The sequence below is a fragment of the Rickettsia africae ESF-5 genome (assembly GCF_000023005.1).
Classification (GTDB): Bacteria; Pseudomonadota; Alphaproteobacteria; order Rickettsiales; family Rickettsiaceae; genus Rickettsia; species Rickettsia rickettsii.
Window position 1 is genome coordinate 292,131 of sequence record NC_012633.1, and the last position, 21,213, is coordinate 313,343.

A 21,213-nucleotide genomic window follows, 5' to 3' on the forward strand; every position below is an offset into this window, starting at 1 on the left:
TGGTTTTATGTCATTGCTGCTTTTGCAGGAATGACATAAAACATGGGTAATACCTCCTCACACTATTAACCCTTTAACTTGAGAGTTCCATAATTTTTGATATAGCTTACTATTTTTTAGTAATTCTGCATGGTTACCGTCATCGATTATACTTCCCTTTTCAAAAACTAAAATTCTATCCATATTGAGTAAAGTAGATAATCTGTGGGCAATGACTATCACGGTTTTATTTTGCATTAAATAATCCATTGACTCTTGAATCAGGCTTTCCGTCTCGCTATCTAAGCTACTTGTTGCTTCATCGAGAATTAAAATAGGAGCATTTTTTAAGATGGCTCTTGCTATGATAATTCTTTGACGCTGACCGCCTGATAAGTTATTCCCCCGTTCACCGCACATAGTATCGTAACCGTCCGGTAGATTATCGATAACATCATGAATATGTGCAGCTTTTGCTGCTTCTATAACCTCCTCAAGAGTAGCTTCTTTTTTTCCGTATCTGATATTGTCCAAAATGGTACGATGAAAAAGCACCGGTTCTTGAGGTATAAGGCTAATGGCTTTTCTTAAAGAATCTTGAGTTACGTTTTTAATATTTTGATTATCTATTAAAATCATTCCTTCTTCTATATCATGTAACCTTGTGAGTAAACTAATAAAAGTGGTTTTCCCTGAACCTGAAAATCCAACTAGTCCTACTTTTTGTTTACTCGGTATTAATACCGATTTATTATAAAATAGCTTGTTATTATGATGATAATTAAATGTAACATTTCTAAATTCAATAACCCCTTTTTTGATATCTAATGGAGTAGCGTTTGCAATATCAGTTATAATATGCGGTGCCATTAAAGATAAGCCTTGATTAAATGCCCCGACCTGCTCGAACATATCACCGATTTCTTGCGTTAAATCCCAAATATCGTCTGCTACATTTATACATAATGTTAGTACTAATACGCAATCACCTATGCTTATAGATAATTCGCTACGAAGTTTAGATAAATAATAAATCATTATAAAAATCATTATTGAACAAGAAGTCCCAAGAGCATAACGCAATTTGAACATAAAGAATTGCATAGTCTGCTCATCGGCTACGGCATTTTCTACTCTTGTTTCGAGATGTTGACGTTCAAATTTATGGGCTGTAAACATTCTAACCGCATTAATGTTGCTAATTGCATCTACGATACTACCGGCAACAAAAGATTGGCTTCTAGCATAATTTAATGAGTATTTATTGATTTTATCGGAGAAAAGAACACTAAGTCCTAAAAAAACCGTAATCCATAAAATAAATATCGTAGCAAAAACGTAATGTACCGAATGTAAAGCAATTAATGCAAATACAATAATAGTGAGTTTACGAAGAATTTTTTCACCGAATATTGAAATAATCATCTCAAACGATCTTGCAGTTTCGGTAATACGATTGCTAATATGTCCTGCTAGATTATCCTGAAAGAATTTATGGCTATGATATTGGGTATAATTATAAAGTTCATTTAGTATTTTCCCTTTTATTATGGGCATAGTCTTGAGATACAAATAATCATATGAACGATATGCTATATTAATACTCTCCCACCAAAGAGCATAAAATACTGCCCAGTAAATCATGGAAGATAAAAGATTATTAGCGTTCTTATCGCTGAAAGATTCTATTAAATCAATGATTTTCTGAAGTAATATACTATCAATCGCCGGAATCATACCGAGTAAAATACAAATTACAGTCAATAAAGTCATTTTAACTTTATCGAATTTTAAAAAATAAATACTTAAGCTAAATGTTGATTTAGATAAAGTAGGGTATTTTATCACGCTAATGTACCTCGATTTTAAAATAATATATTAATTCGTGTTATTTTGGAGCATATTTTAATTTAATTATTTTAAAATATACCTAAAAATATTAAATCTGTGAAAAAATAATAAACAAGCCTTGCTTCTTACCTTAAATAATGCTACAAAATTCAGAAAATAACTTCAACATCATTAGAAATGCAAGAAAAAGAATTATCTAATAATTTTTTAGAAGAACAAGAAAAGTCTAAGGAAGACGATTCTCCGTTCTTTGATGTAAAATATATTTGTCAAGCAAGTTTATTAATTACGGATTCTATCCGAAAAGGGTATGATGTAACGCAATTGCCCAATGGTGATATTAATGTTACAGAAGTAAGAATAGTAAATGTTCATTATAATTGGAACTCCGAAAAAGGAAAATTTGTTAAAACTAATCAGATAGAATTTAATAATAGCAAAGGTGGATGATTAAATCAAATACTGTATACTCGCTTAATTTGAAAAATTGGCTACGTCGTTCTATAAGTACTGTGGTACTCACGTATTAAGTATACGTTATTACACTGGGAGTATATTGTTATTGTCACAAAGCTTATTATCTTAAAACAGCAGCTTAAATATGGAATTTGATCAAGGATTATTATCAAGGATTCAATTTGCTTTTACCATAAGTTTTCATATAATATTCCCTGCTTTTACTATAGGGCTTGCAAGCTTTTTAGCGGTAATTGAAGGGTTATGGTTGAAAACAAAAAAGCTGGTTTATCAAGAAATATACAAATTTTGGGTGAAGATTTTTGCCGTTACTTTCGGTATGGGAGTAGTTTCGGGTGTTGTAATGTCTTATCAATTCGGTACTAACTGGTCGAATTTTTCAGATAAGGTTGGAAATGTCCTTGGTCCGCTTCTCGGTTTTGAAGTATTTACTGCCTTTTTCCTTGAATCTTCTTTTTTAGGTATAATGTTATTCGGCTTTAATAAAGTCAGTAAAAAAGTACATTTTATTTCTACGTTAATAGTTGCCGTTGGTACTGTAATCTCAGCTTTTTGGATACTTGCAGCTAGTAGCTGGATGCATACGCCTGCTGGTTTTGAACTGCGAGGCGAAGGATTCTTTTATCCTTTAAATTGGCTAGAAATTATCTTTAACCCTTCTTTCCCATATCGCTTTTTCCATATGATTACGGCGGCTTATTTAACTACTTCTTTTGTTATCGGTGGTGTAGCTAGCTTTTATTTACTAAATAATCGTTATAAAGAGCATGCTAAAATTATGCTTTTTATGGCGGTGTTAATGGCGTTAATCGTTGCACCTATTCAAATAGTTATTGGTGATCTGCATGGTTTAAATACTCTTAAATATCAGCCGGTCAAGGTCTCGGCTATGGAAGGTATTTGGAATACAGACAAAGGAGTAGCTTTTAATCTTATCGGCTTTCCTGATGGGGAAGAAGAAAAAACAAAATATGCTGTAGAAATACCTTATGCTAGTAGTTTAATCTTAACGCATAGTTTAGATGGTGAAGTGAAAGGATTAAAAGAATGGACAAAAGAAGAGCGTCCGCCGGTTGCAGTAGTATTTTTTAGCTTTCGTATTATGGTAGGAATCGGTTGCTTAATGGTATTTATAGGTATTGTGGGGTTATATCTTTACTTGAAGAAAAGATTATATACTACGCATTGGTTTCAATATTGGTATATATTAATGTCACCTTCAGGTTTTATTGCAGTACTTGCCGGTTGGTTCGTAACCGAGGTAGGTAGACAACCTTATATAGTATATAATATTTTAAAAACCGTGGATACGGTATCACCGGTACTCGGCAAATATGTATTTATTTCTCTAATTGCTTTTATAGTAGTGTATGTGATCATTTTCGGAGCGGGTATATATTATATAATGCATTTGATAAAGAAAGGTATAGAAGTGATAGAGAATAAAGAAATGTACGGAGAGAGTGGTTTGAATAACCCATTAGTAGAAAAGTAATAAGCTTATGTTAAATTTTGCACCTTATATAGATTTACCGCTTGTTTGGGGTGGGCTTATAGCTACCGCTATTTGTTTATATGTTTTATTAGACGGTTTTGATTTAGGAGTAGGAATCTTATTTCCGTTTGCACCTACCGATGATTGCCGTCATAAAATGATCAATTCTATTGCGCCTTTTTGGGACGGTAACGAAACTTGGTTAGTACTTGGCGGCGGTGGTTTATTTGCGGCTTTTCCGTTGGCGTATTCGCTATTAATGCCGGCTTTATATATTCCTATTATATTGATGTTACTCGGTCTAATATTTCGTGGTGTAGCTTTTGAATTCCGTTTTAAGGCTCATATAGGTCATCGTTATATTTGGGACTACGCTTTTCATTTTGGTTCTATGATTACTGTTTTTTGTCAAGGTTTAATGCTTGGTACGTTTGTCCAAGGAATAGAGATAGAAGGACGAGAATTTGCAGGAGGGAGCTTTGATTTTCTTACTCCCTTTTCCGTTATGACGGGGATAGCATTAATATTCGGTTATGCACTCTTGGGTGCTACTTGGCTTATTCTGAAAACAGAAAAGACAACACAAGATTGGGCTTATAAATCTGCTTTATATATTTTATTTTACGTTGCACTTTTTATGGGGCTTGTAAGCTTATGGGTTCCTTTCTTAAATAACCACATAAATCATCGTTGGTTTAGTGTACCTAATATTTACTATTTATCTATTGTACCTATTGTAACTGCTTTAATATTTATCAAGTTAATTAAAGCCGTTAAGCAGAAAAAAGAAGTAAAGCCGTTTATTTATACGATCTTGTTATTTTTATTAGGATATTTAGGGCTCGCGATAAGCATATGGCCATATATCGTTCCTTATAAAGTTACGCTTGAAACTGCTGCAGCAGCACCGGAGTCACAGTCTTTACTGTTGATAGGGGCTGGGATATTCCTACCTGTCATACTTGGCTACACATTCTATTGTTATTATATATTTCGTGGCAAATCATCTCATCATCCGATATATTAAAAAATTTAAAAAAATAACCTCTTGTCTCAAAGGGTGGCAATGGTTTATTATCCTATGGCTTAGCGGATTATTATCCACATTACTTTTAACTTATGTAGTTAAGCTGGTGTTTAGGGTGATAGTAGGAATATAACCTTGACAAAACGTACTGTTTATAGTACGTTATTAATATTAGGTCTCACTAACTATAAGGAAAAAATAATGGAAATATATAATACAAGCGAAGCAAGAAGTAAGCTTTATAAACTTATAGATTATGTTTCTGATGTACACAAACCTGTTTATATTAAAGGTAAAAGAAATAATGTAGTTATAATTTCAGAAGAAGATTATCGTAATATGGAAGAAACTTTATATTTATTATCTATTCCAAATATGCATAAGTTTATAATTGAAGGACGAGCAGAGCCTATAGCAAAGTGTAGCGATAAATTAAATTGGTAATTTTTTATAAATGTATATAATTCGTTATACTATACAAGCACAAAAAGATGCTAAGAAAATAGTGCAAGCCGGTTTAAAGAATAAAGTAGAAGTTTTATTAAACATAGTTAGTACTGATCCTTGGAAAATTTACCCTCCATATGAAAAGCTCGTTGGTGACTTTAGCGGTTGCTATTCAAGAAGAATTAATATTCAACATAGGTTGGTTTATGAAGTTTATAAACAAGAAAAAGTTGTAAAAATTCTTAGAATGTATACGTATTATGAATAAGTCATTAACTGAAAAAATCTCAGCATTTATTATTACCAAAAATGAATCCACAAGGGTAGCACGAGCTATAAATAGCGTAAAAAATATTACTGATGAGGTGATAGTAGTCGATAGTGAAAGTACTGATGATACGGTAGCAATAGCTGAAAAATTAGGAGCAAAGGTAGTAATAAAACCGTGGCTTGGTTATGTAGGACAGAAATCTTTTGCCGAAAGCCTTTGCGTAAATGATTGGGTTCTTAATATTGATGCCGATGAGGAGTTGTCTAAAGAGTTACAAGACGAAATAGAGTATATTTTTGCCTCTCATAATCAAGATCGTTATTTAGCTTATCAAATAAAGCTGTTAATAATGCATCGTAATGATCAAAAGCCACGAATGTTTGCTCCATTTAATAAATGTACTCGGTTGTATAATAAAAAATTTGCAAGCTTTGCAAATACCGTAAATAGTACTACTCATGATTCGGTAATATTTAATAAAGATGTTGATTTTGCAGGTAAAATTTATCTATTAAATGAAGCTGCTTATCATTATTCTGGTACTTCAATTGAGCAGTTGGTCACTAAAGCAAATTTTTATTCTAACGAGCAAGCAAAAGATTTAGTTAAGCAAGGAAAAAAGCTTTCAAATTTTCGTTTAACAACAGAAATGATATGGTGGTTTTTTAAAGCGTTTTTTATCAGACGCTATTTTGTATTTGGTTTTGACGGTTTTGTAGATTCAATAATTTTTGCTTTTGCAAGATTTCTAAGGCTTACGAAGTTAAGAGAGTCATCGCTTAAATCAAAAAACGTCATTGCGAACGACTATAAGGAGCGTGGCAATTTCATGAAGTAATATAAAATTCCTGAGATTGCCACGTCGATGCTATGCATTTCCGCGCAATGACGATTTAGAAAATAAAAGATAAATTATGGAAAATTTTAATGTTAGTAAATTAAAAAACGGTTTGACAATTTTAACATATAATATGCCTTATGTTAATTCGGTAGCAATAAATTTAATTGCTAAAGTTGGAGCACGTTATGAGAATGCAGAAGAGGATGGCATATCTCACTTTCTTGAGCATATGGCTTTTAAAGGTACAAAAACTAGAACGGCAAAACAGATAGCGGAAGCGTTTGACTCTATAGGCGGACATTTTAATGCCTATACCGGTCATGAGAATACGGTATATTATGCGCGAGTCTTGTCTGAAAATTGTGATAAAGCACTTAATATACTTGCCGATATAATTCAAAATTCTATTTTTTCTGATGAGGAAATAGCTAAGGAATATCAGGTGATCATGCAGGAAATTGCTCATCATCAGGATAATCCAGATGACCTAGTATATGAGAAATTTTATAATAAAGTTTATAGAGAACAACCGTTGGGTAAGTCAATCTTAGGTACTGCTAAAACCCTTGCAACTTTTACGAAAGAACATTTTTTTAATTTTATAGATAAACATTATAATGCTGAAAATCTCTATTTATCAATTGCCGGTAATATTGATCATGATAAAATAGTAATTATAGCGGAACAGTTATTTTCTTCTTTGAAGCAAGGAGTAAAAAGTAGCTTTATTCCGGCAAAATATATAGGCGGAAATGACTTTATTAATAAGGAGTTAGAGCAAACTAGTTTAGTGCTAGGGTTTGAAGGTACATCATATATTAATTTAGAAAAGCTTTACCAAACCCATCTACTTTCTATAATATTCGGTGGCGGTATGTCATCGCGTTTATTTCAAAGTATTCGTGAGAAATTAGGTTTAGCATATGCAGTAGGTAGTTATAATAGTGCTTATTTTGATAGTGGAGTGTTTACAATTTATGCATCCACTGCACATGATAAATTAGAATTATTATATAGAGAGATTAAAAACGAAATAATAAAAATGACTGAACAAGTAAGCACAGAAGAGATTCTTAGAGCTAAAACACAACTACGTAGTAATTTACAAATGGCTCAAGAGAAAAATACCTATAAGTCAGAAGAAATAGGTAAAAATTATTCTGTTTTCGGTCAATATATTTCTCCTGAAGAGATTATGGAAATTATCATGAGCATAAAAGCTGATGATATTATTAATACGGCAAATAAAATATTTAGTGGTACTACTACGTCGGCAATTATCGGTCCGAATGATCTTCAGGGATTTTAATGATATGCTTGTGTGGATACCAGAGTCGTCATTGCGAGCGGCCGTAGGCTGCGTAGCAATCTCATGAAATAATAACAAGCTCCTGAGATTGCTTCGTCAATTACTTCGTAATTTTCTCGCAATGACGAGGAAAATGAATTTTGAGACAAATAAATGAAAAAAAAATTATATGAAGGTTCAAGTAAAATTTTATATTCTGCCGAAGAAGATTTTTTACTTATAATGGCTTTTTCCGATAAGGCTATTTTAGAAACAGGTGAGATTGTTGATATATCAGGTAAAGGAGTACTTAATAATAATATTTCTTCCTTTCTAATGGATAAACTGGAAATGATCGGCATTGAAAATCATTTTATCGAAAAAATAAATATGAGGGAGCAATTAATTCAATATGTTGAGGTTTTCCCGATACAAGTAATAATATCATCAGTAGCGTGCAGTAGATTTGTAAAAGAATTCGGAATTGATGAAGGGTATGTATTTGATAAACCTATTATTGATTTTAAGGTACGAAGTCGTGAATTTAAATATCCGATAGTTAATGAGTATCAAATATTAAATTTCGGTTGGTTAACTAGGGATGAAATTAAAGCGGTAAAAGAGCAGGCTTTGCGTATATATGATTTTCTAAGCGGCTTATTTATCGGTGTTGGGATTCGGCTTGTTGAGTGTAAATTAGAATTTGGGCGTGTGTTTAACGGTGAAGAATCTATCATTATGTTAACTGATGAAATTAGTCCGGATAATTGTAGATTATGGCATATTAACAGTAATGAAAAATTGGGATTTGAATTGCTTGAAAAAGAACCAAATAAGGTTTTTGAATCATATCAGCTAATAGCTGATCGTTTAAAAGAAAAATAAATATATTTTTTAAGCGATATATACTATTTTGGACTGTTTAAGGTTTTATTACAAAGTTCAGTTTTTCGTCATTGCGAGGAAAATTACGAAGTAATGGACAAAGCAATCTCAGGATATTTGATGAGATTGCCACGCAGCCTACTGCTGCTCGCAATGACGATTAGGTGTCTACGCAGGAACAACATTTCTGATTTTTAATAATTTTTTACAGTAAAAAAGATGAAAATACGATTTATTATAATAAGCTTTATAGCTCTAATCCTAGTAGGGTGGGGATATGCTGCCTATAAATTTGAACATCAAAGTAAAGAAAATATTATCTCTATTCTTGATAAATATGAAGAATATATAACTTATGATGCAATAAAAGTTAATAAATTATGGATTTAGTGCTACTTTAAATAAAGTAATGTTAAAACCTATAGATTTTTATTTTGATGAAATAGTTATTAGACATATACCGTTTTTGAATATTACAAAAATTGATTCTTACGGAAATAATGTAAAAATTACTACCGCTCAAGATGAAAAAAATATTTTTTACTCACCTGATCATCATACAACAATTTGGTTTAGAAAATCTTTGTTTAATAGAGAGCCTGATTATTGGAAATTAAGCTTGAGTGACAATAAATCAACTCTTTATAGTTCTCTAGATGCAGAAAAATTAGCAGAGAGTGATATTAGTAATTCTGTAATTACTAATACTAAGACATCGGATAACCTTAATTTGTTAATTTTGGATGGAAAAAATACTGTTTCTTTTATTTCTGAAAATTACAGAAGAAATTTATATGATAAAATTTTTGAATTTTTGAGAGATCAAATAGCTAATGACTCTGATACTGCTTTCTTTGAGTATGGTTTGACAAAGTTAGATATATTGAATTTACCTATTTCTTACAATTCCAAATTGAAACTAAAATATAGTGATGAGTTAGTAGCTCTTGGGAAATTATTAATTCAAAATTTTTCTCTAGATCAAAGGCAAGATGAGAATATGCATGCTGTTATTTTTATGCAGATGTTAGGAGAATTAGTAAAAGGTAAGCCGTTTTTAGTTGCTTGTGATATTGAAAGAAAAGGAAAAGTAGAAAGTAATTTATATAAATTAAATATAGAAAGAGATAAAATTTTTGATTTTGCTTTAAATATTAAATCTACTATAGAACCTTCTGAAACATACCAAAAAACGGCAGCTGAAGCTTTAGGAAGCTACTTTAGTAATGGTTTAAACAAAAGAGCTGAGTTAGATAAAATTTTTAAACTAACTAGCCCTATTACTCAAGAAGATGGGGAAAGAGTAATGGGTGTTTTTGCAAAAATAAATAATTCCGAATTTAATTTAAAAGGTCAGTTTGATCCTGAAGCAAAAAAATTATCCGGTAAAATTAATCTTGTAATGGATGATTTTAATTTTGCTATTGATATTGATATGCCTACTATAGATAATCCTCTGAATCTAGAAAGCGTAATAAAATTATCGGATCCGAGTGTGGTTATAAATAATTTTGTGCATTATACTAATAATGCTATTGTACCGGTGCTTAATAAAATAGAAGATTCTAAGGAATTTGCTTTAAATCTAGGAAAACAATCTTCAGTAATAAAGCAATACGGCTTTAGGGCAATAGAAGTTTTTAGTAAAAATTCTGAATTAAAAGACGGTGAATCTTTAGTAGTGGATGTAAAAAGTAAAGACGCCGGACTAACCTTTAACGATAAAGCTATTGATCAGATCCTTAGTGATGCAAGAGTATTAGAATTTATAAATGCCATGGCTATGATAGATCAAGAAAGCAAGTAGTCTAAGTGTCATTCCTGCTTTTGCAGGAATGACATAAGAGCTACGAGATAAGGTCTACAAGTAAAAAATTTGAAGAAAAAATAAGTTATAAAAGAATGATTAATATTTCCTTTCCCGATGGGAGTATAAAACAATTTGCAAAAAACATTACCGCCTATGAAGTAGCAAATGCAATTTCAATGTCACTTGCTAAAGCAGCAATGGTTGCTGAAATAAACGGTGAGCTTCAAGACTTAAGTATCGTAATTGACAATGATTGCAAGCTTCGTATTTTAACTGCGAAAGATCCTGAATGTCTCGAGATAATAAGGCACGATGCGGCACATTTAACAGCAGAAGCAGTAAAGGAACTATTCCCTGAAACTCAGGTAACGATTGGTCCTGCAATTGAAAACGGTTATTATTACGATTTTGCTCGTGATAAACCTTTTACCACTGATGATTTAGCCGTTATAGAAGCTAAAATGCAAGAACTTTCACAAAAGAACGAGCAAGTAACAAGAGAGCTATGGGATAGGGATAAAGCCGTAGAGTTTTTTAAATCGATAGGAGAGCATTATAAAGCCGAAATTATTGCTTCAATTCCGGCAGGTGAGCCAATTACTTTATACAGGCAAGGTAATTTTATTGATCTATGCCGAGGTCCGCATGCTCCTTCTACAGGGGTTGTTAAGCATTTTAAGTTGATGAAAGTTGCAGGAGCGTATTGGCGAGGTGATAGTCGTAATGAGATGTTGCAGCGTATATACGGCACTGCTTGGGCCACGAAGGAGCAGCTAGATAGTTACCTCTTGATGCTTGAAGAAGCCGAAAAGCGTGATCATAGAAAGCTTGGGCGTGAGCTTGATTTATTCCACTTCCAAGAAGAAGCTCAAGGAATGGTATTTTGGCATGATAAAGGCTGGAGTATATATAATACCATTGAGCAGTATATTAGGAAAAAGATTCGTAAAAACGGTTATACCGAAGTTAAGACTCCTGTTTTGGTCGATAAAAGCCTTTGGGAGGCTTCAGGACATTGGGAAAAGTTTCGTGATGATATGTTTGCGTTAGAAACAGACGACAAGACATTAGCTTTGAAGCCGATGAACTGCCCTTGCCACGTGCAGATTTTCAAACAAGGTATCAAGAGTTATCGTGATTTACCTCTTCGTATGTCGGAGTTTGGTTTGTGCCATCGTAATGAGGCATCCGGTGCATTGCACGGTTTAATGAGAGTGCGGAGTTTAGTGCAAGACGATGCACATATATTTTGTGCTGCGGAACAAATTACCGATGAAACGGTTAGTTTTTGTAAATTACTGACTGAAGTTTATAAGGATTTCGGCTTTACTGATATAAAGGTAAAATTCTCTGATCGTCCTGAAATCAGAGCAGGGAGCAATGAAGTTTGGGATAAGGCTGAGAATGCTTTAAAAGAAGCAGTAGAACAAGCAGGGTTTAATTATACACTAAACCCGGGCGAGGGGGCATTTTACGGTCCGAAGCTTGAGTTTGTATTAACCGATGCGATAGGGCGGCAATGGCAATGCGGTACGCTTCAGATGGATTTTGTTTTGCCGGAGCGGTTAGACGCTAGCTATGTTGCAGCAAGCGGAGAGAAAAAAAGACCCGTAATGCTACATAGAGCGATCCTTGGCTCACTTGAGCGTTTTATTGGTATATTGATCGAAGAATATGCAGGTAGGTTTCCGCTTTGGCTTGCACCAGTGCAGGTTGCTATTGCAACTATTACCAGCGATTTGAACGATTACGCTTTGGAAGTGCAGAAAGCTTTAATTGATAACGGGATAAGAACGGATTTTAATATCTCACCTGATAAAATTAACTATAAGATTCGTGAGTTTTCTAATCAAAAAATACCGATGATTGCAGTAATTGGTAAACAAGAGCAAGAAAATAAACAAGTAGCGATTAGAAGGCTCGGAACTACTGACCAAGAAGTATTATCGGTTGAGCAGTTAATAGCTGTGGTTAAAGAAGAGAATGAGAAATATTTGTAGATTTTAAATTTAAAGGATGATATAAGATAATAATACGTATCATAGGGATATGATATCCTAATTAGGAAAAAATCCTAAGGAGATTATGTGAAAACTATTATTAATATAGCTGATTCGCAAATTAAAATTCTAGATAAAATATCCAAGAAAAAAATATCAAGAGATAAAATTATTGGGCAAGCTTTAACTAGTTACATTGCTAGTAATGATCACAATAATAAGGCATTTGAAAACGCTTTTGGACTCTGGAAAGATAAAAATCTAGATAGTGTAGAATATCAGGCTAAATTATGTAATGAGTGGAACGAATGAAAGCTACCTTTGATACTAATATATTAATAGATTATCTACAATAATGTCATTCCGTTGATCGCACATGGGTGACAACTTAAGGTTAGACCAAGATTTATAAATTTTACTTTTCAAATAAAGCTTTAAGGTACTGGATTCCCGCTTTTGCGGGAATGACATAAGAGTCATGCAACAAGGGCACGCAGGTATGATATGAAACGGGCCATGTAATAAGGCCGCTTTTATCTAAGAATAACATACATTTCTCAACTTATGAAAATCAAAACTTATCCTGTTTCTTTTTTATGGTCTGTTATAAAGCCGTATAAATATTGGTATTTTGTTATGATGCTTGGGCCTATTGCAAGCGGCTTTCATCCTATTATATATAATTATGCCGTAAAGCTTTTGCTTGATTTATTTACCCAAAATGAAAAGATTATATTTGCTCAAAGTTATAAACCGATAATATGGTTTGTAGCAGCACAAGCTATACTTGATGGTGCTTGGCGTGCTCATAACTTTGCACAACTTAAAGCAATGCCTCATATCTTTCAAGGCATGATGAATAAAATATGTAATCACTGTTTTAATTTGCCGTATACTTATTTTCAAAATAACCTTTCCGGTTCTATCGTTAGAAGAGTACGGGGCATAGGTGATAATTATTATAAAATGCACCAAGCAATCGAGTATCAATTAAGCAAACCGTTATTAATTACCTTGCTTTCCGGTATTGTACTGGGTCTTAATAATATTAAAGTATTTGTTGTCATTAGTACCTTTATGGCTATTGACTTACCGCTTGCTTTACAGTTTTTTACTAAACTTGCTACAATGGAACAAGATAAGCAAGATTCTTGGTAGCTGATTGTATTATAAACATCTTTACTATTTTTTCGTTTGCAGCAAAGCAGCGAGCATTAAATAAAGTAAATGATTATTACCATAATGTACATAACCCTCTAATAAAAATATTACAAATATGATTTAATTATTTGTATAATACTCAGTTTAGTATATTGGGTATATAGGTGTATTTGTGTATGTAATGCATTTAACGTAATCTTGGTGAAATTAGTATCGGCGATATTGCTTTTATTATGTCCCTTACTTTTTTAGTGACTGAAAATTCGTGGCATGCCACTATGGAACTTAAAGACTTTTTAGAAGATATAGCAGCGTTTCGCTCCGCCTTTACAATCATGCAAATCCCACAAGATACTATAGATAAAAAATGCTGCTGCATTAAAAATCTTCAAAGGGGAGATTATATTTAAGGATATATCGTTTGCTTATAAAGAGGGGAGTAGTGTATTCCAGTCTCTTAATTTGTATATTAAAGCCGGTGAGAAAGTGGGTATTGTCGGGAATTCAGGTAGCGGTAAATCCACTTTAATTGCATTATTATTGAAAAATTTTAAGCCGGAATTTGCGATATTATAATCGATAACCAAAGCCTTTACGATACTTCCTTTGACAGCCTGTGGGAGCAGATATCATTAATTCCTAAAGATATTATGCTTTTTCATCGCTCAGTAGGTAAGAATATCGGATATGCAAAAGCCTTTGCCTTGGAAAATAGAAAATGCCACCAAAGCTGCAAATATCCATGAATTTATCGACAGTTTACCGGAAAAATATAACACCATTGTCGGTGAGAGAGGAGTAAAGCTAAGTGGTGGACAGAGGCAACGTATAGCAATTGTCCGTGCTATTCTTAAAAACGCTCCGATTTTGGTTTTAGATGAAGCAACTTCAAGCCTTGATAGCCATACAGCGCAAGAAGTACAAAAATCTATTAATACCATGCTTGATATTGAGAATGTCACAATAATTGCTATAGCCCACAGATTATCTACTATCAAGCATATGGATAGAATTATTGTTATGGATAAAGGCAAGATCGTAGAAGACGGCACTTTTAAGGAACTCTGGGAGCATCAAGTTAACGGATTTGTTTAAACCGGCTATATTAAGAATATGTAAGGTATCTCTAGGCAACAAAAAGCTAACTATGAAGTTCATAACCTAATAAAAGGCATTTATTACATTTATAATCAAATATTTCAGGAAATGTTGTTTTGAATTGCCAATCTTTTTTACAAGATGGACAATTTGAATAATTAGAACGTGCATAGGAGTTTCCTGATACCAGTGCTGCTATAGGATAAAAAACTTTCTTTTTTAAACATTTTTGTATTCGCTTATTCATTTTTCTTCCTTTTATAGAAATATCACTATCTAATTCTGCTAATTGTTTTTCCATTAAAGGTTCTAATGTTTATAGCTTGAAAGCCATAAGCTGTAAGCCGCCGCATAATCATTTTGCCAAGAAGTAATTGTTCCTCCGAGATATCGGTCTTTATCATTTATTATATATAAAGGTAGATATCTCCCCTCATCTGTACGTAATATAAGTTGCTCTTCATAAGCTTTTGACCATGAAATAGGATATAAATAGAGAAATTTTGCATTTTCAATATTTTTTTCGATATCAATAGGTGTTTCACTAACATAGTCTGTTGTTATTTTATAACTAATTATTATGCCCAATTGCTCTAATTCATCTTTATCTTTTTCAATGCATGATAGCTTAAATGTGAAGCATGCAAAGCATCTTTATTAGGAATTACTGCATAAAAAACCAATTTATTTTTTGTAAGACTAAAAATTCTCCATTATTTAACATATTACCGTTTTGGTATAAAGAACCGATAAAACTACAAAGTCAATGCCAATAATAAGAATTGCTTACTTTTATTAAACTATATAGTAACAAGATATATATTAGACATAGTTTAAATAAAATTTACCTATTTAGCTAAGAATGTTGCTTTTTATAATCTAACTTAATTGGAGTTTATTGCTAAAAAATAACTATTTAGGAGTTTACTCCTAAATAGTTATATTAGTATATAAGTAAAGGATAAAAAACATAATTGATTTTAAACATGCTTTAAAGAAAAGTATAAAATACTACTTTTCAAAGAAAAGAGTTATACCCCTAAGGCTTTTTTTCCTTTAGATTGTTCTTGTTCAACTGTTTGAGTATGAGACTTAACTTGAGGAATTGCAAGATCGACTACATGTTCATATCTAACGCCATTTTCAAATAAAACTTGACCGCATTTATTCACTTGAATAACATCTTCTTTAGAGAATTTATTTAAAATAACTTCCGTGATATTATACAGGAATTTCCAAGATAGTTCTATTCTTTCTTGTAATGTCAGCTTTTTATTTCCTGGTTTTTGACTATTAAGGGCCACATTTGGCGAATCATCAGTATTCCCTCCTTCAGCAGGTAATATATTTTTTTTACGTGCTGCTATTTTCTTATACATTAAAAATATTAATAATAATGCTAATAAGCAACCTATGGCAATTAAAATATGAGTATTAGAATTAGACATTATTTTGCTCTTCCTTGTTGTTGAGTTAAGTTGTGTGTTTTAGAAAGTATAGTAACCACTGCTTTACCTATATTAACTAAGTTAGCTATATCAGGAGTGAGCTTTGCAATTGCTAAGACCGGAGGCGGTAATAAGTTAGTTTTTATTGTGAGACTTATAACATTTCCGAGTTCTTGACTTCCTGGTATGACTCCTACTATTTTTTTATGTTGCTTGCAATTTTCGTAGCTTTTTCTGCTGCTTTACATAAGGATTCTATCTTTTCGCTACAAGAAGCTTCCGGATGTAATACTTTTAATAATTCTGTTTTAGCTTCATTTAGATTACCAGAAATAGTATTCTTTACAGAGTTTAATTTGTCAATATTTGTATCTTGTGGAATTGCACTTTCAATATTACTTTTTAGTTCTGTTATTTTTTCTTCTACTTCATCTTTGCTTTTTGGTATAGCTTTAGTAGCTTTTACAATATTCTCTAGTGAAGCTTGGTTATTAGGGTTTTTATTTGCTATTTCAATAATTTTGCGAGTCGGTTCTTTTGATATTTCTGAAATTGTAGCAACTTTTTTGGCTTTTTCATAGATGTTTTCAAGCTTCTCATGAGATTTAGCTTCTTCCCTTATTTCTTTTATATCATTATGCAATTTTGTTATTTTTGGCAATAATTTTTTCAGAGTCAATAAGATTATTTACTTTTTCAAGTATTCCGCTTGTTTGTATAAATATTCCAAGCATCGGTATTTGAGTCGATATAACCCCGACTAATATATTGTTTAATGATTCTATAATTTTTTTAGAAGCTCCAGGATAGAGTTTATCTCATTCTTGCTGAAATAAAATGTGTTCTAAAACATTTAAACATTTTTCTACAATAATCCTGTCAAATAAAAAGATATCTTTTGTTTTTTAACTGTTCTTGATATGCTTTCTCAAGTGCTTCAGATAAAGTAGTTATAGATTCTTGGATTGTCCTATTAAAAAGTTTTTCTATTTTCTCTACATCGATATTTTCAGTGTGAGATAATTCATTAAAGAATTTTGTAAAATATAAAATAAGATCTTCTAAATCTTTTACATTCATTTTCAAAGATTTGGTAAAACCTTTTAATTTTATTAAAAATCTTTGTTATTCTTTATTTAATCCGCTGAAACTAGAAAAATCAATTATAGACATAAAATTTTATTTTGTTATCAAATATTAATTAATCTTAAAGCTTTATAACCGTAAAATAAAATGTAAAATAGTTATCATTGCCCTTAATATTAATTTTTGTTATATTACGTGCTAACATTGCTACAATAGATTTATATTGTTTTATTAGGATATAGGTATATTCTTGAAAGATTAAACTAATCTAACTAACATATTATCAATGATTCAAGAAATTTATGCGTAAATTAATTACATTTATTGTTACATTATTACTAACTAGTTCGGTTGCAGCAGTTGATTTGCAGGGAGCTTTAACTGAAGGATATAAGAATAATGAGGAGCTGAAAGCTGCTAGAATTAAGTTTTTAGACTCGATTGAGCAGTTTCCGCGAGCTTTTTCGGGGTTTATGCCTAGTGCCGGATTACAGATTAATAGACAACATAATAAGACTAAATATAATAAAAAATATGCTGATAGGCTTGGTCTTACTCCAAGGGACACAGATAGTGATCAAGGTGCATTAACAATTCAACAGTCTCTATTTAATGGTGGTTCTAGTGTTGCGGCTCTTAAAGCTGCTCAAGCAGGATTTAGAGCTGCACGGGGTGCATATTATGCCGGTGAACAAAAAATATTATTAAATTTAATAACTGCGTATCTTGATTGTTTTGAGAGCAAAGAGAAATATGATATTTCCGAAAGTAGAGTTCGCACTAACATACAACAAGTTAACACCGTTGAGGAAAAATTAAGACTTGGAGAAGCAACGGAAGTAGATATAGCAACCGCAAGAGCGGGGCTTGCAGCAGCAGAAACGAATAAACTAGCTGCTTATGCCGATTTTCAAGGAAAAAAAGCAAATTTTATTAGAGTATTTGGAATAGAGCCGACTAATATAACTATGCCTGAGTTACCTAAAATGTTACCTGCTTCATTAGATGAGTTAACTGGAAGAGCTGCTAAACTCAATCCTGATATTGATTCGGCAAGGCATAATGTAACTGCGGCTAAAGCTTTAGAAATGGCAGAAAAAGGGAAATTATTACCGCAAGTAAGTGTGCAACTGCAATCCGGTAGAACATACTACAATCCACAAGGTGATATAAATGCTATAAATAATAGAAGCTATACTACTACTCTTTCGGTAAATATCCCTATTTATCCTGAGGGAGGAGCTCAATATTCAAGAATCAGATCGGCTAAAAATCAAACAAGAAATAGTGCAGTTCAACTTGATAATGTGATAAAGCAGACCCAAGCAGGGGTTGTAAGCGTGTGGGAGGGATTTGAAGCAGCAAAATCTCGTATTGTTGCCGCTAATCAAGGAGTGGATGCTGCTCAAATATCATATGACGGTACTGTGCAAGAGGAAATAGTCGGATCTAAAACAATATTAGATGTTTTAACTGCCGCAGAAAAATTATACGAAGCAAAAATAACTCGTGTGGATGCGTATAAATCTTCAGTACTTGCGGCATATCAAATGAAATTGTTAACTGGCGAGCTAACGGCTCAAAGTTTAAAACTTAAAGTAAAATATTTTAGTCCTGAAGAAGAGTTTAAGACTATTAAAAAGAAAATGTTTATAGGTTTCTAACGTGAGTAAGGACAATAAAAAGAACCAAGATATGTCGATAGAAGACATATTAAAATCGATTAAAGGAGTAATAAACGAGCGTAAAAATCCTATTCATGAAAATGATAGCGAAGATGAAGATGTATTAGAGCTAACGGAAATAGTAAATCAAGATGAAGAAGAAAAGTTAATATCAACTAAATCTGCTGAAGAGGTATGTGATATTTTTAAAAATTTTACCGATACTATTAAAGATAAAAAGCTGGATAATAATATCTCATCTAAAAATGCACTTGAAGAATTAGTAATTGAGATGTTAAAACCAGAACTTAAAGCTTGGCTTGATAAAAATCTACCTGTACTTGTTAAAGAGTTAGTAGAGATTGAGATAAAGAAATTGGTGCAGAATAGTAAGAGGTAGGGCAGTGAATGTCATTGCTAGCTAAAAGCGGGGGAGGTGTATGGCTTTTTTATGTCATTCCCGCGGACTCGGGAATCCAGCAATTAAAAGGTATACACACAGTAAGTTTTAATATTAAAAGCTCGATTTATCTTGCTTTACCCTAGATTCCTGCTTTTGCAGGAATGACATCGAACAACCTCCTGCTATCAAATAAATTATTTAATAAGGCATTATATGTTAAATAAATTATGTAAGATATTATTTTTTATAAATCTATTATTAGTGATAGTTCAGAGTTATGCTTCACCTCCGCCCTTACCGCCATCATTACCGGCTGCCGAAGTAGATACTAAAGATAAGGATGTTCGCTCTAGTGCCGATATTTCTTTTTTTGATAAATTTAAGCAATTTTTTAGTAAACCAAAAAAGAAAGATATACCCCCTAAACACGCAAGTGAACAAACTAAAGCAGCCCATCAAGAAGAACCAAAGCTAGCTTCCCAAGAGCCTAATGACAATGAACAAGCTGAGCCGTTTATAGATGTCGGTAATACAGTATTGCCTAGTGCTACAAGTGATAACGTTCATACAAATCCCAGTCATGAAAGTAGTGTAAATTTAGCTTCTCATGACATTCAGGAATCTAATGAAGCCGAGGTATCTGAACCTTTTATAGATATTGGTAGTGCAACGTTACCTAGTGTTACAAGTAATGAAATGCATGAAGCACAAGTTGCTTCTAATGAGCATAATGATACAAATTTAGCTTCTAATATTATAATTCCTAACGTACCGAGACCGATAGTATCTATGCCTCCGGCTCAAGCAGAAAGTTATGTAGTGCCTCCGCAGCGACCGGTGCAAATATATAAACCAACCAATTTGCCGCCTGTGCATAAGCCTATTCCGCTTAATCCCCCTCCTGATGCTAATAAAGAGGAAGAAAGCGTAGCACCGATAGCACCGCCCTCTATAACTAATATACCTGCTGTTTCTCTGCCTGTGGTTAGCCCGCCGGTAACCCAAGATAATACATCAAGTACTATGCCGACAACAGTACCTCCGGCAGTACCTCGTAATGTACCTGCACCTTCGGCAATGCCTACAAATCAACCTTCTACACAGCCTATAACACCGACTAGCCCAAATACACCCGTTACTACTCCGTCTAAAGTAATTCCTACAACCGATTCTTCAGCAGCACTCAATAACTCGCAAGAGACATTTGTAGCTGTTTCAGATGTCCCAAAAAAACAAGATTGGAATACGCCGCTTATACCCGTTGTTGTAGTGAAGCTGAATCAACTTCAGCCTTTACAAATTAATAATAATCAAACTACAAATAATCAAGAGAAATCACCTCCGGTAAGCTCTCCAAATGTCACGATTCAAAAACAAGATAATAACGTAAATAATGAAACATCGGAGTTGGTAACAAAATTTGTTAAAGATGAAGCACAAATGTTACTTTTACCTGATGATGATATAGTTCTTGGTAAACTAACAGAGCAGGCGACTTTAGAGCAGATGGATATGTATGCATATATAGAGCTGTTCCAAAAGAAAGCAGAATGGATAGCAAGTGCCGAAAGAAGAAAAGTTGTAGAGAGTTTTATTAAATATGGTAATGATATAAATAAAAAGAAAGATATTTATGCCAATCTATCTTATTGTAGTGCAGTAGAGAATGCTTTTAGAGCAGTGGATAGAAACAATCTTTTTGAGTTGCGTGCGTTACTTGACGTTTATCCTATATTGCAAGAAAAAGGTAGAAGCGGTGAGACATTACTAACTGCTGCTATTTATAACGATAATTACTATTTAGCAAAATTTTTGGTCATACGAGGTATTAAAATTTCTACTCTAAATGATGAGTGCCAATATCCATTAGATATTGCATTAGCTCAAGGAAACGCTAACATAGCTTGTATGTTAATCAAAGCTAAGGGATATTGATAAGATTATTTTTATTGTCATTGCAAGCGACTGTAAGGAGCGTGGCA

22 protein-coding genes and 2 pseudogenes are annotated in these 21,213 nt (G+C 32.7%); 18 read left to right on the forward strand and 6 right to left on the reverse strand.

What is annotated here, in order from left to right:
- Positions 1-57 precede the first annotated feature (57 nt).
- A complete protein-coding gene (locus RAF_RS01485; RefSeq protein WP_012719477.1) occupies positions 58-1,827 on the reverse strand; it encodes an ABC transporter ATP-binding protein in 1,770 nt (589 codons plus the stop codon).
- A gap of 180 nt (positions 1,828-2,007) precedes the next feature.
- On the opposite strand from RAF_RS01485, the gene RAF_RS01490 reads away from it, so the two are divergent.
- The 14 genes and pseudogenes from RAF_RS01490 (at position 2,008) to RAF_RS01555 (ending at position 14,627) form a co-directional block, all read left to right on the forward strand.
- Positions 2,008-2,280: a DUF2671 domain-containing protein gene (locus RAF_RS01490; RefSeq protein WP_010976947.1), complete on the forward strand. Its 273-nt coding sequence runs from the start codon at positions 2,008-2,010 to the stop codon at positions 2,278-2,280.
- A gap of 151 nt (positions 2,281-2,431) precedes the next feature.
- Positions 2,432-3,802 carry a cytochrome ubiquinol oxidase subunit I gene (locus RAF_RS01495; RefSeq protein WP_012719478.1) on the forward strand — a complete coding sequence of 457 codons (1,371 nt, stop codon included), beginning with the start codon at positions 2,432-2,434 and terminating at the stop codon, positions 3,800-3,802.
- A 7-nt stretch (positions 3,803-3,809) separates the two neighbouring features.
- On the forward strand, positions 3,810-4,829 hold the full coding sequence (gene cydB / locus RAF_RS01500; RefSeq protein ID WP_012719479.1) for a cytochrome d ubiquinol oxidase subunit II: 1,020 nt from the start codon (positions 3,810-3,812) through the stop codon (positions 4,827-4,829).
- A 201-nt stretch (positions 4,830-5,030) separates the two neighbouring features.
- Complete coding sequence (locus RAF_RS01505; RefSeq protein WP_012719480.1) at positions 5,031-5,273, forward strand: type II toxin-antitoxin system Phd/YefM family antitoxin; 243 nt, start codon at positions 5,031-5,033, stop codon at positions 5,271-5,273.
- 10 nt (positions 5,274-5,283) lie between these two features.
- On the forward strand, positions 5,284-5,544 hold the full coding sequence (locus tag RAF_RS01510) for a Txe/YoeB family addiction module toxin (RefSeq protein WP_004996425.1): 261 nt from the start codon (positions 5,284-5,286) through the stop codon (positions 5,542-5,544).
- Positions 5,537-6,385 carry a glycosyltransferase family 2 protein gene (locus tag RAF_RS01515; protein ID WP_012719481.1) on the forward strand — a complete coding sequence of 283 codons (849 nt, stop codon included), beginning with the start codon at positions 5,537-5,539 and terminating at the stop codon, positions 6,383-6,385. Before RAF_RS01510 ends, RAF_RS01515 begins: the two co-directional genes overlap by 8 nt.
- A gap of 73 nt (positions 6,386-6,458) precedes the next feature.
- The gene (locus RAF_RS01520) at positions 6,459-7,697 is read left to right on the forward strand and encodes a M16 family metallopeptidase (RefSeq protein ID WP_041471817.1); all 1,239 of its coding nucleotides are present in this window, start codon (positions 6,459-6,461) and stop codon (positions 7,695-7,697) included.
- Positions 7,698-7,850: 153 nt separating this feature from the next.
- Positions 7,851-8,561 (forward strand): phosphoribosylaminoimidazolesuccinocarboxamide synthase, encoded by a 711-nt coding sequence (locus RAF_RS01525; RefSeq protein ID WP_004996420.1) that lies wholly within the window; start codon positions 7,851-7,853, stop codon positions 8,559-8,561.
- Between the two features lie 219 nt (positions 8,562-8,780).
- Positions 8,781-10,368, forward strand: a pseudogene (locus tag RAF_RS01530) (phosphoribosylaminoimidazolesuccinocarboxamide synthase).
- Between the two features lie 95 nt (positions 10,369-10,463).
- On the forward strand, positions 10,464-12,371 hold the full coding sequence (gene thrS / locus RAF_RS01535) for a threonine--tRNA ligase (RefSeq protein WP_012719484.1): 1,908 nt from the start codon (positions 10,464-10,466) through the stop codon (positions 12,369-12,371).
- Positions 12,372-12,458: 87 nt separating this feature from the next.
- Positions 12,459-12,683, forward strand: coding sequence for a hypothetical protein (locus RAF_RS01540; RefSeq protein ID WP_041471818.1), 225 nt, complete (start codon positions 12,459-12,461; stop codon positions 12,681-12,683).
- 252 nt (positions 12,684-12,935) lie between these two features.
- Complete coding sequence (locus tag RAF_RS07450; RefSeq protein WP_234943915.1) at positions 12,936-13,529, forward strand: hypothetical protein; 594 nt, start codon at positions 12,936-12,938, stop codon at positions 13,527-13,529.
- 465 nt (positions 13,530-13,994) lie between these two features.
- The gene (locus tag RAF_RS09020) at positions 13,995-14,108 is read left to right on the forward strand and encodes an ATP-binding cassette domain-containing protein (protein WP_014419734.1); all 114 of its coding nucleotides are present in this window, start codon (positions 13,995-13,997) and stop codon (positions 14,106-14,108) included.
- A gap of 111 nt (positions 14,109-14,219) precedes the next feature.
- On the forward strand, positions 14,220-14,627 hold the full coding sequence (locus tag RAF_RS01555; protein WP_234943916.1) for an ATP-binding cassette domain-containing protein: 408 nt from the start codon (positions 14,220-14,222) through the stop codon (positions 14,625-14,627).
- A gap of 46 nt (positions 14,628-14,673) precedes the next feature.
- Here the strand turns inward: RAF_RS01555 and RAF_RS09655 are convergent, their stop codons facing one another.
- From RAF_RS09655 to RAF_RS01580, 5 genes are all read right to left on the reverse strand, one after another.
- Entirely contained in the window at positions 14,674-14,931 is a 258-nt protein-coding gene (locus RAF_RS09655; RefSeq protein ID WP_041471819.1) for a DUF2310 family Zn-ribbon-containing protein, read from the reverse strand.
- 8 nt (positions 14,932-14,939) lie between these two features.
- The gene (locus RAF_RS09660; protein WP_041471820.1) at positions 14,940-15,218 is read right to left on the reverse strand and encodes a hypothetical protein; all 279 of its coding nucleotides are present in this window, start codon (positions 15,216-15,218) and stop codon (positions 14,940-14,942) included.
- A 443-nt stretch (positions 15,219-15,661) separates the two neighbouring features.
- A complete protein-coding gene (locus tag RAF_RS01570) occupies positions 15,662-16,078 on the reverse strand; it encodes a DUF2660 domain-containing protein (protein ID WP_012719485.1) in 417 nt (138 codons plus the stop codon).
- A 196-nt stretch (positions 16,079-16,274) separates the two neighbouring features.
- Positions 16,275-16,739, reverse strand: coding sequence for a hypothetical protein (locus RAF_RS01575; protein ID WP_041471821.1), 465 nt, complete (start codon positions 16,737-16,739; stop codon positions 16,275-16,277).
- 218 nt (positions 16,740-16,957) lie between these two features.
- On the reverse strand, positions 16,958-17,158 hold the full coding sequence (locus RAF_RS01580) for a hypothetical protein (protein WP_041471822.1): 201 nt from the start codon (positions 17,156-17,158) through the stop codon (positions 16,958-16,960).
- Positions 17,159-17,466: 308 nt separating this feature from the next.
- On the opposite strand from RAF_RS01580, the gene RAF_RS01585 reads away from it, so the two are divergent.
- The 4 genes and pseudogenes from RAF_RS01585 (at position 17,467) to RAF_RS01600 (ending at position 21,166) form a co-directional block, all read left to right on the forward strand.
- Positions 17,467-18,828 carry a TolC family protein gene (locus tag RAF_RS01585; protein ID WP_012719488.1) on the forward strand — a complete coding sequence of 454 codons (1,362 nt, stop codon included), beginning with the start codon at positions 17,467-17,469 and terminating at the stop codon, positions 18,826-18,828.
- A gap of 1 nt (position 18,829) precedes the next feature.
- Positions 18,830-19,228 carry a DUF2497 domain-containing protein gene (locus RAF_RS01590; RefSeq protein ID WP_012719489.1) on the forward strand — a complete coding sequence of 133 codons (399 nt, stop codon included), beginning with the start codon at positions 18,830-18,832 and terminating at the stop codon, positions 19,226-19,228.
- Positions 19,229-19,236: 8 nt separating this feature from the next.
- Positions 19,237-19,455, forward strand: a pseudogene (locus RAF_RS09665) (hypothetical protein).
- Entirely contained in the window at positions 19,445-21,166 is a 1,722-nt protein-coding gene (locus RAF_RS01600) for an ankyrin repeat domain-containing protein (RefSeq protein WP_012719490.1), read from the forward strand. The pseudogene RAF_RS09665 and the gene RAF_RS01600 overlap by 11 nt, the downstream one beginning before the upstream one ends.
- The last annotated feature ends 47 nt before the right edge of the window (positions 21,167-21,213 follow it).

Excerpts from the sequence above, each read along its gene's own strand:
- RAF_RS01490 (WP_010976947.1), top strand. The coding sequence starts at position 2,008 with ATGCAAGAAAAAGAATTATCTAATAATTTTTTAGAAGAACAAGAAAAG.
- RAF_RS01495 (WP_012719478.1), top strand. The coding sequence starts at position 2,432 with ATGGAATTTGATCAAGGATTATTATCAAGGATTCAATTTGCTTTTACC.
- cydB (WP_012719479.1), top strand. The coding sequence starts at position 3,810 with ATGTTAAATTTTGCACCTTATATAGATTTACCGCTTGTTTGGGGTGGG.
- RAF_RS01505 (WP_012719480.1), top strand. The coding sequence starts at position 5,031 with ATGGAAATATATAATACAAGCGAAGCAAGAAGTAAGCTTTATAAACTT.
- RAF_RS01510 (WP_004996425.1), top strand. The coding sequence starts at position 5,284 with ATGTATATAATTCGTTATACTATACAAGCACAAAAAGATGCTAAGAAA.
- RAF_RS01515 (WP_012719481.1), top strand. The coding sequence starts at position 5,537 with ATGAATAAGTCATTAACTGAAAAAATCTCAGCATTTATTATTACCAAA.
- RAF_RS01525 (WP_004996420.1), top strand. The coding sequence starts at position 7,851 with ATGAAAAAAAAATTATATGAAGGTTCAAGTAAAATTTTATATTCTGCC.
- thrS (WP_012719484.1), top strand. The coding sequence starts at position 10,464 with ATGATTAATATTTCCTTTCCCGATGGGAGTATAAAACAATTTGCAAAA.
- RAF_RS07450 (WP_234943915.1), top strand. The coding sequence starts at position 12,936 with ATGAAAATCAAAACTTATCCTGTTTCTTTTTTATGGTCTGTTATAAAG.
- RAF_RS01555 (WP_234943916.1), top strand. The coding sequence starts at position 14,220 with ATGCAAAAGCCTTTGCCTTGGAAAATAGAAAATGCCACCAAAGCTGCA.
- RAF_RS09655 (WP_041471819.1), bottom strand. The coding sequence starts at position 14,931 with ATGGAAAAACAATTAGCAGAATTAGATAGTGATATTTCTATAAAAGGA.
- RAF_RS01570 (WP_012719485.1), bottom strand. The coding sequence starts at position 16,078 with ATGTCTAATTCTAATACTCATATTTTAATTGCCATAGGTTGCTTATTA.
- RAF_RS01580 (WP_041471822.1), bottom strand. The coding sequence starts at position 17,158 with ATGAATGTAAAAGATTTAGAAGATCTTATTTTATATTTTACAAAATTC.
- RAF_RS01585 (WP_012719488.1), top strand. The coding sequence starts at position 17,467 with ATGCGTAAATTAATTACATTTATTGTTACATTATTACTAACTAGTTCG.
- RAF_RS01600 (WP_012719490.1), top strand. The coding sequence starts at position 19,445 with ATGTTAAATAAATTATGTAAGATATTATTTTTTATAAATCTATTATTA.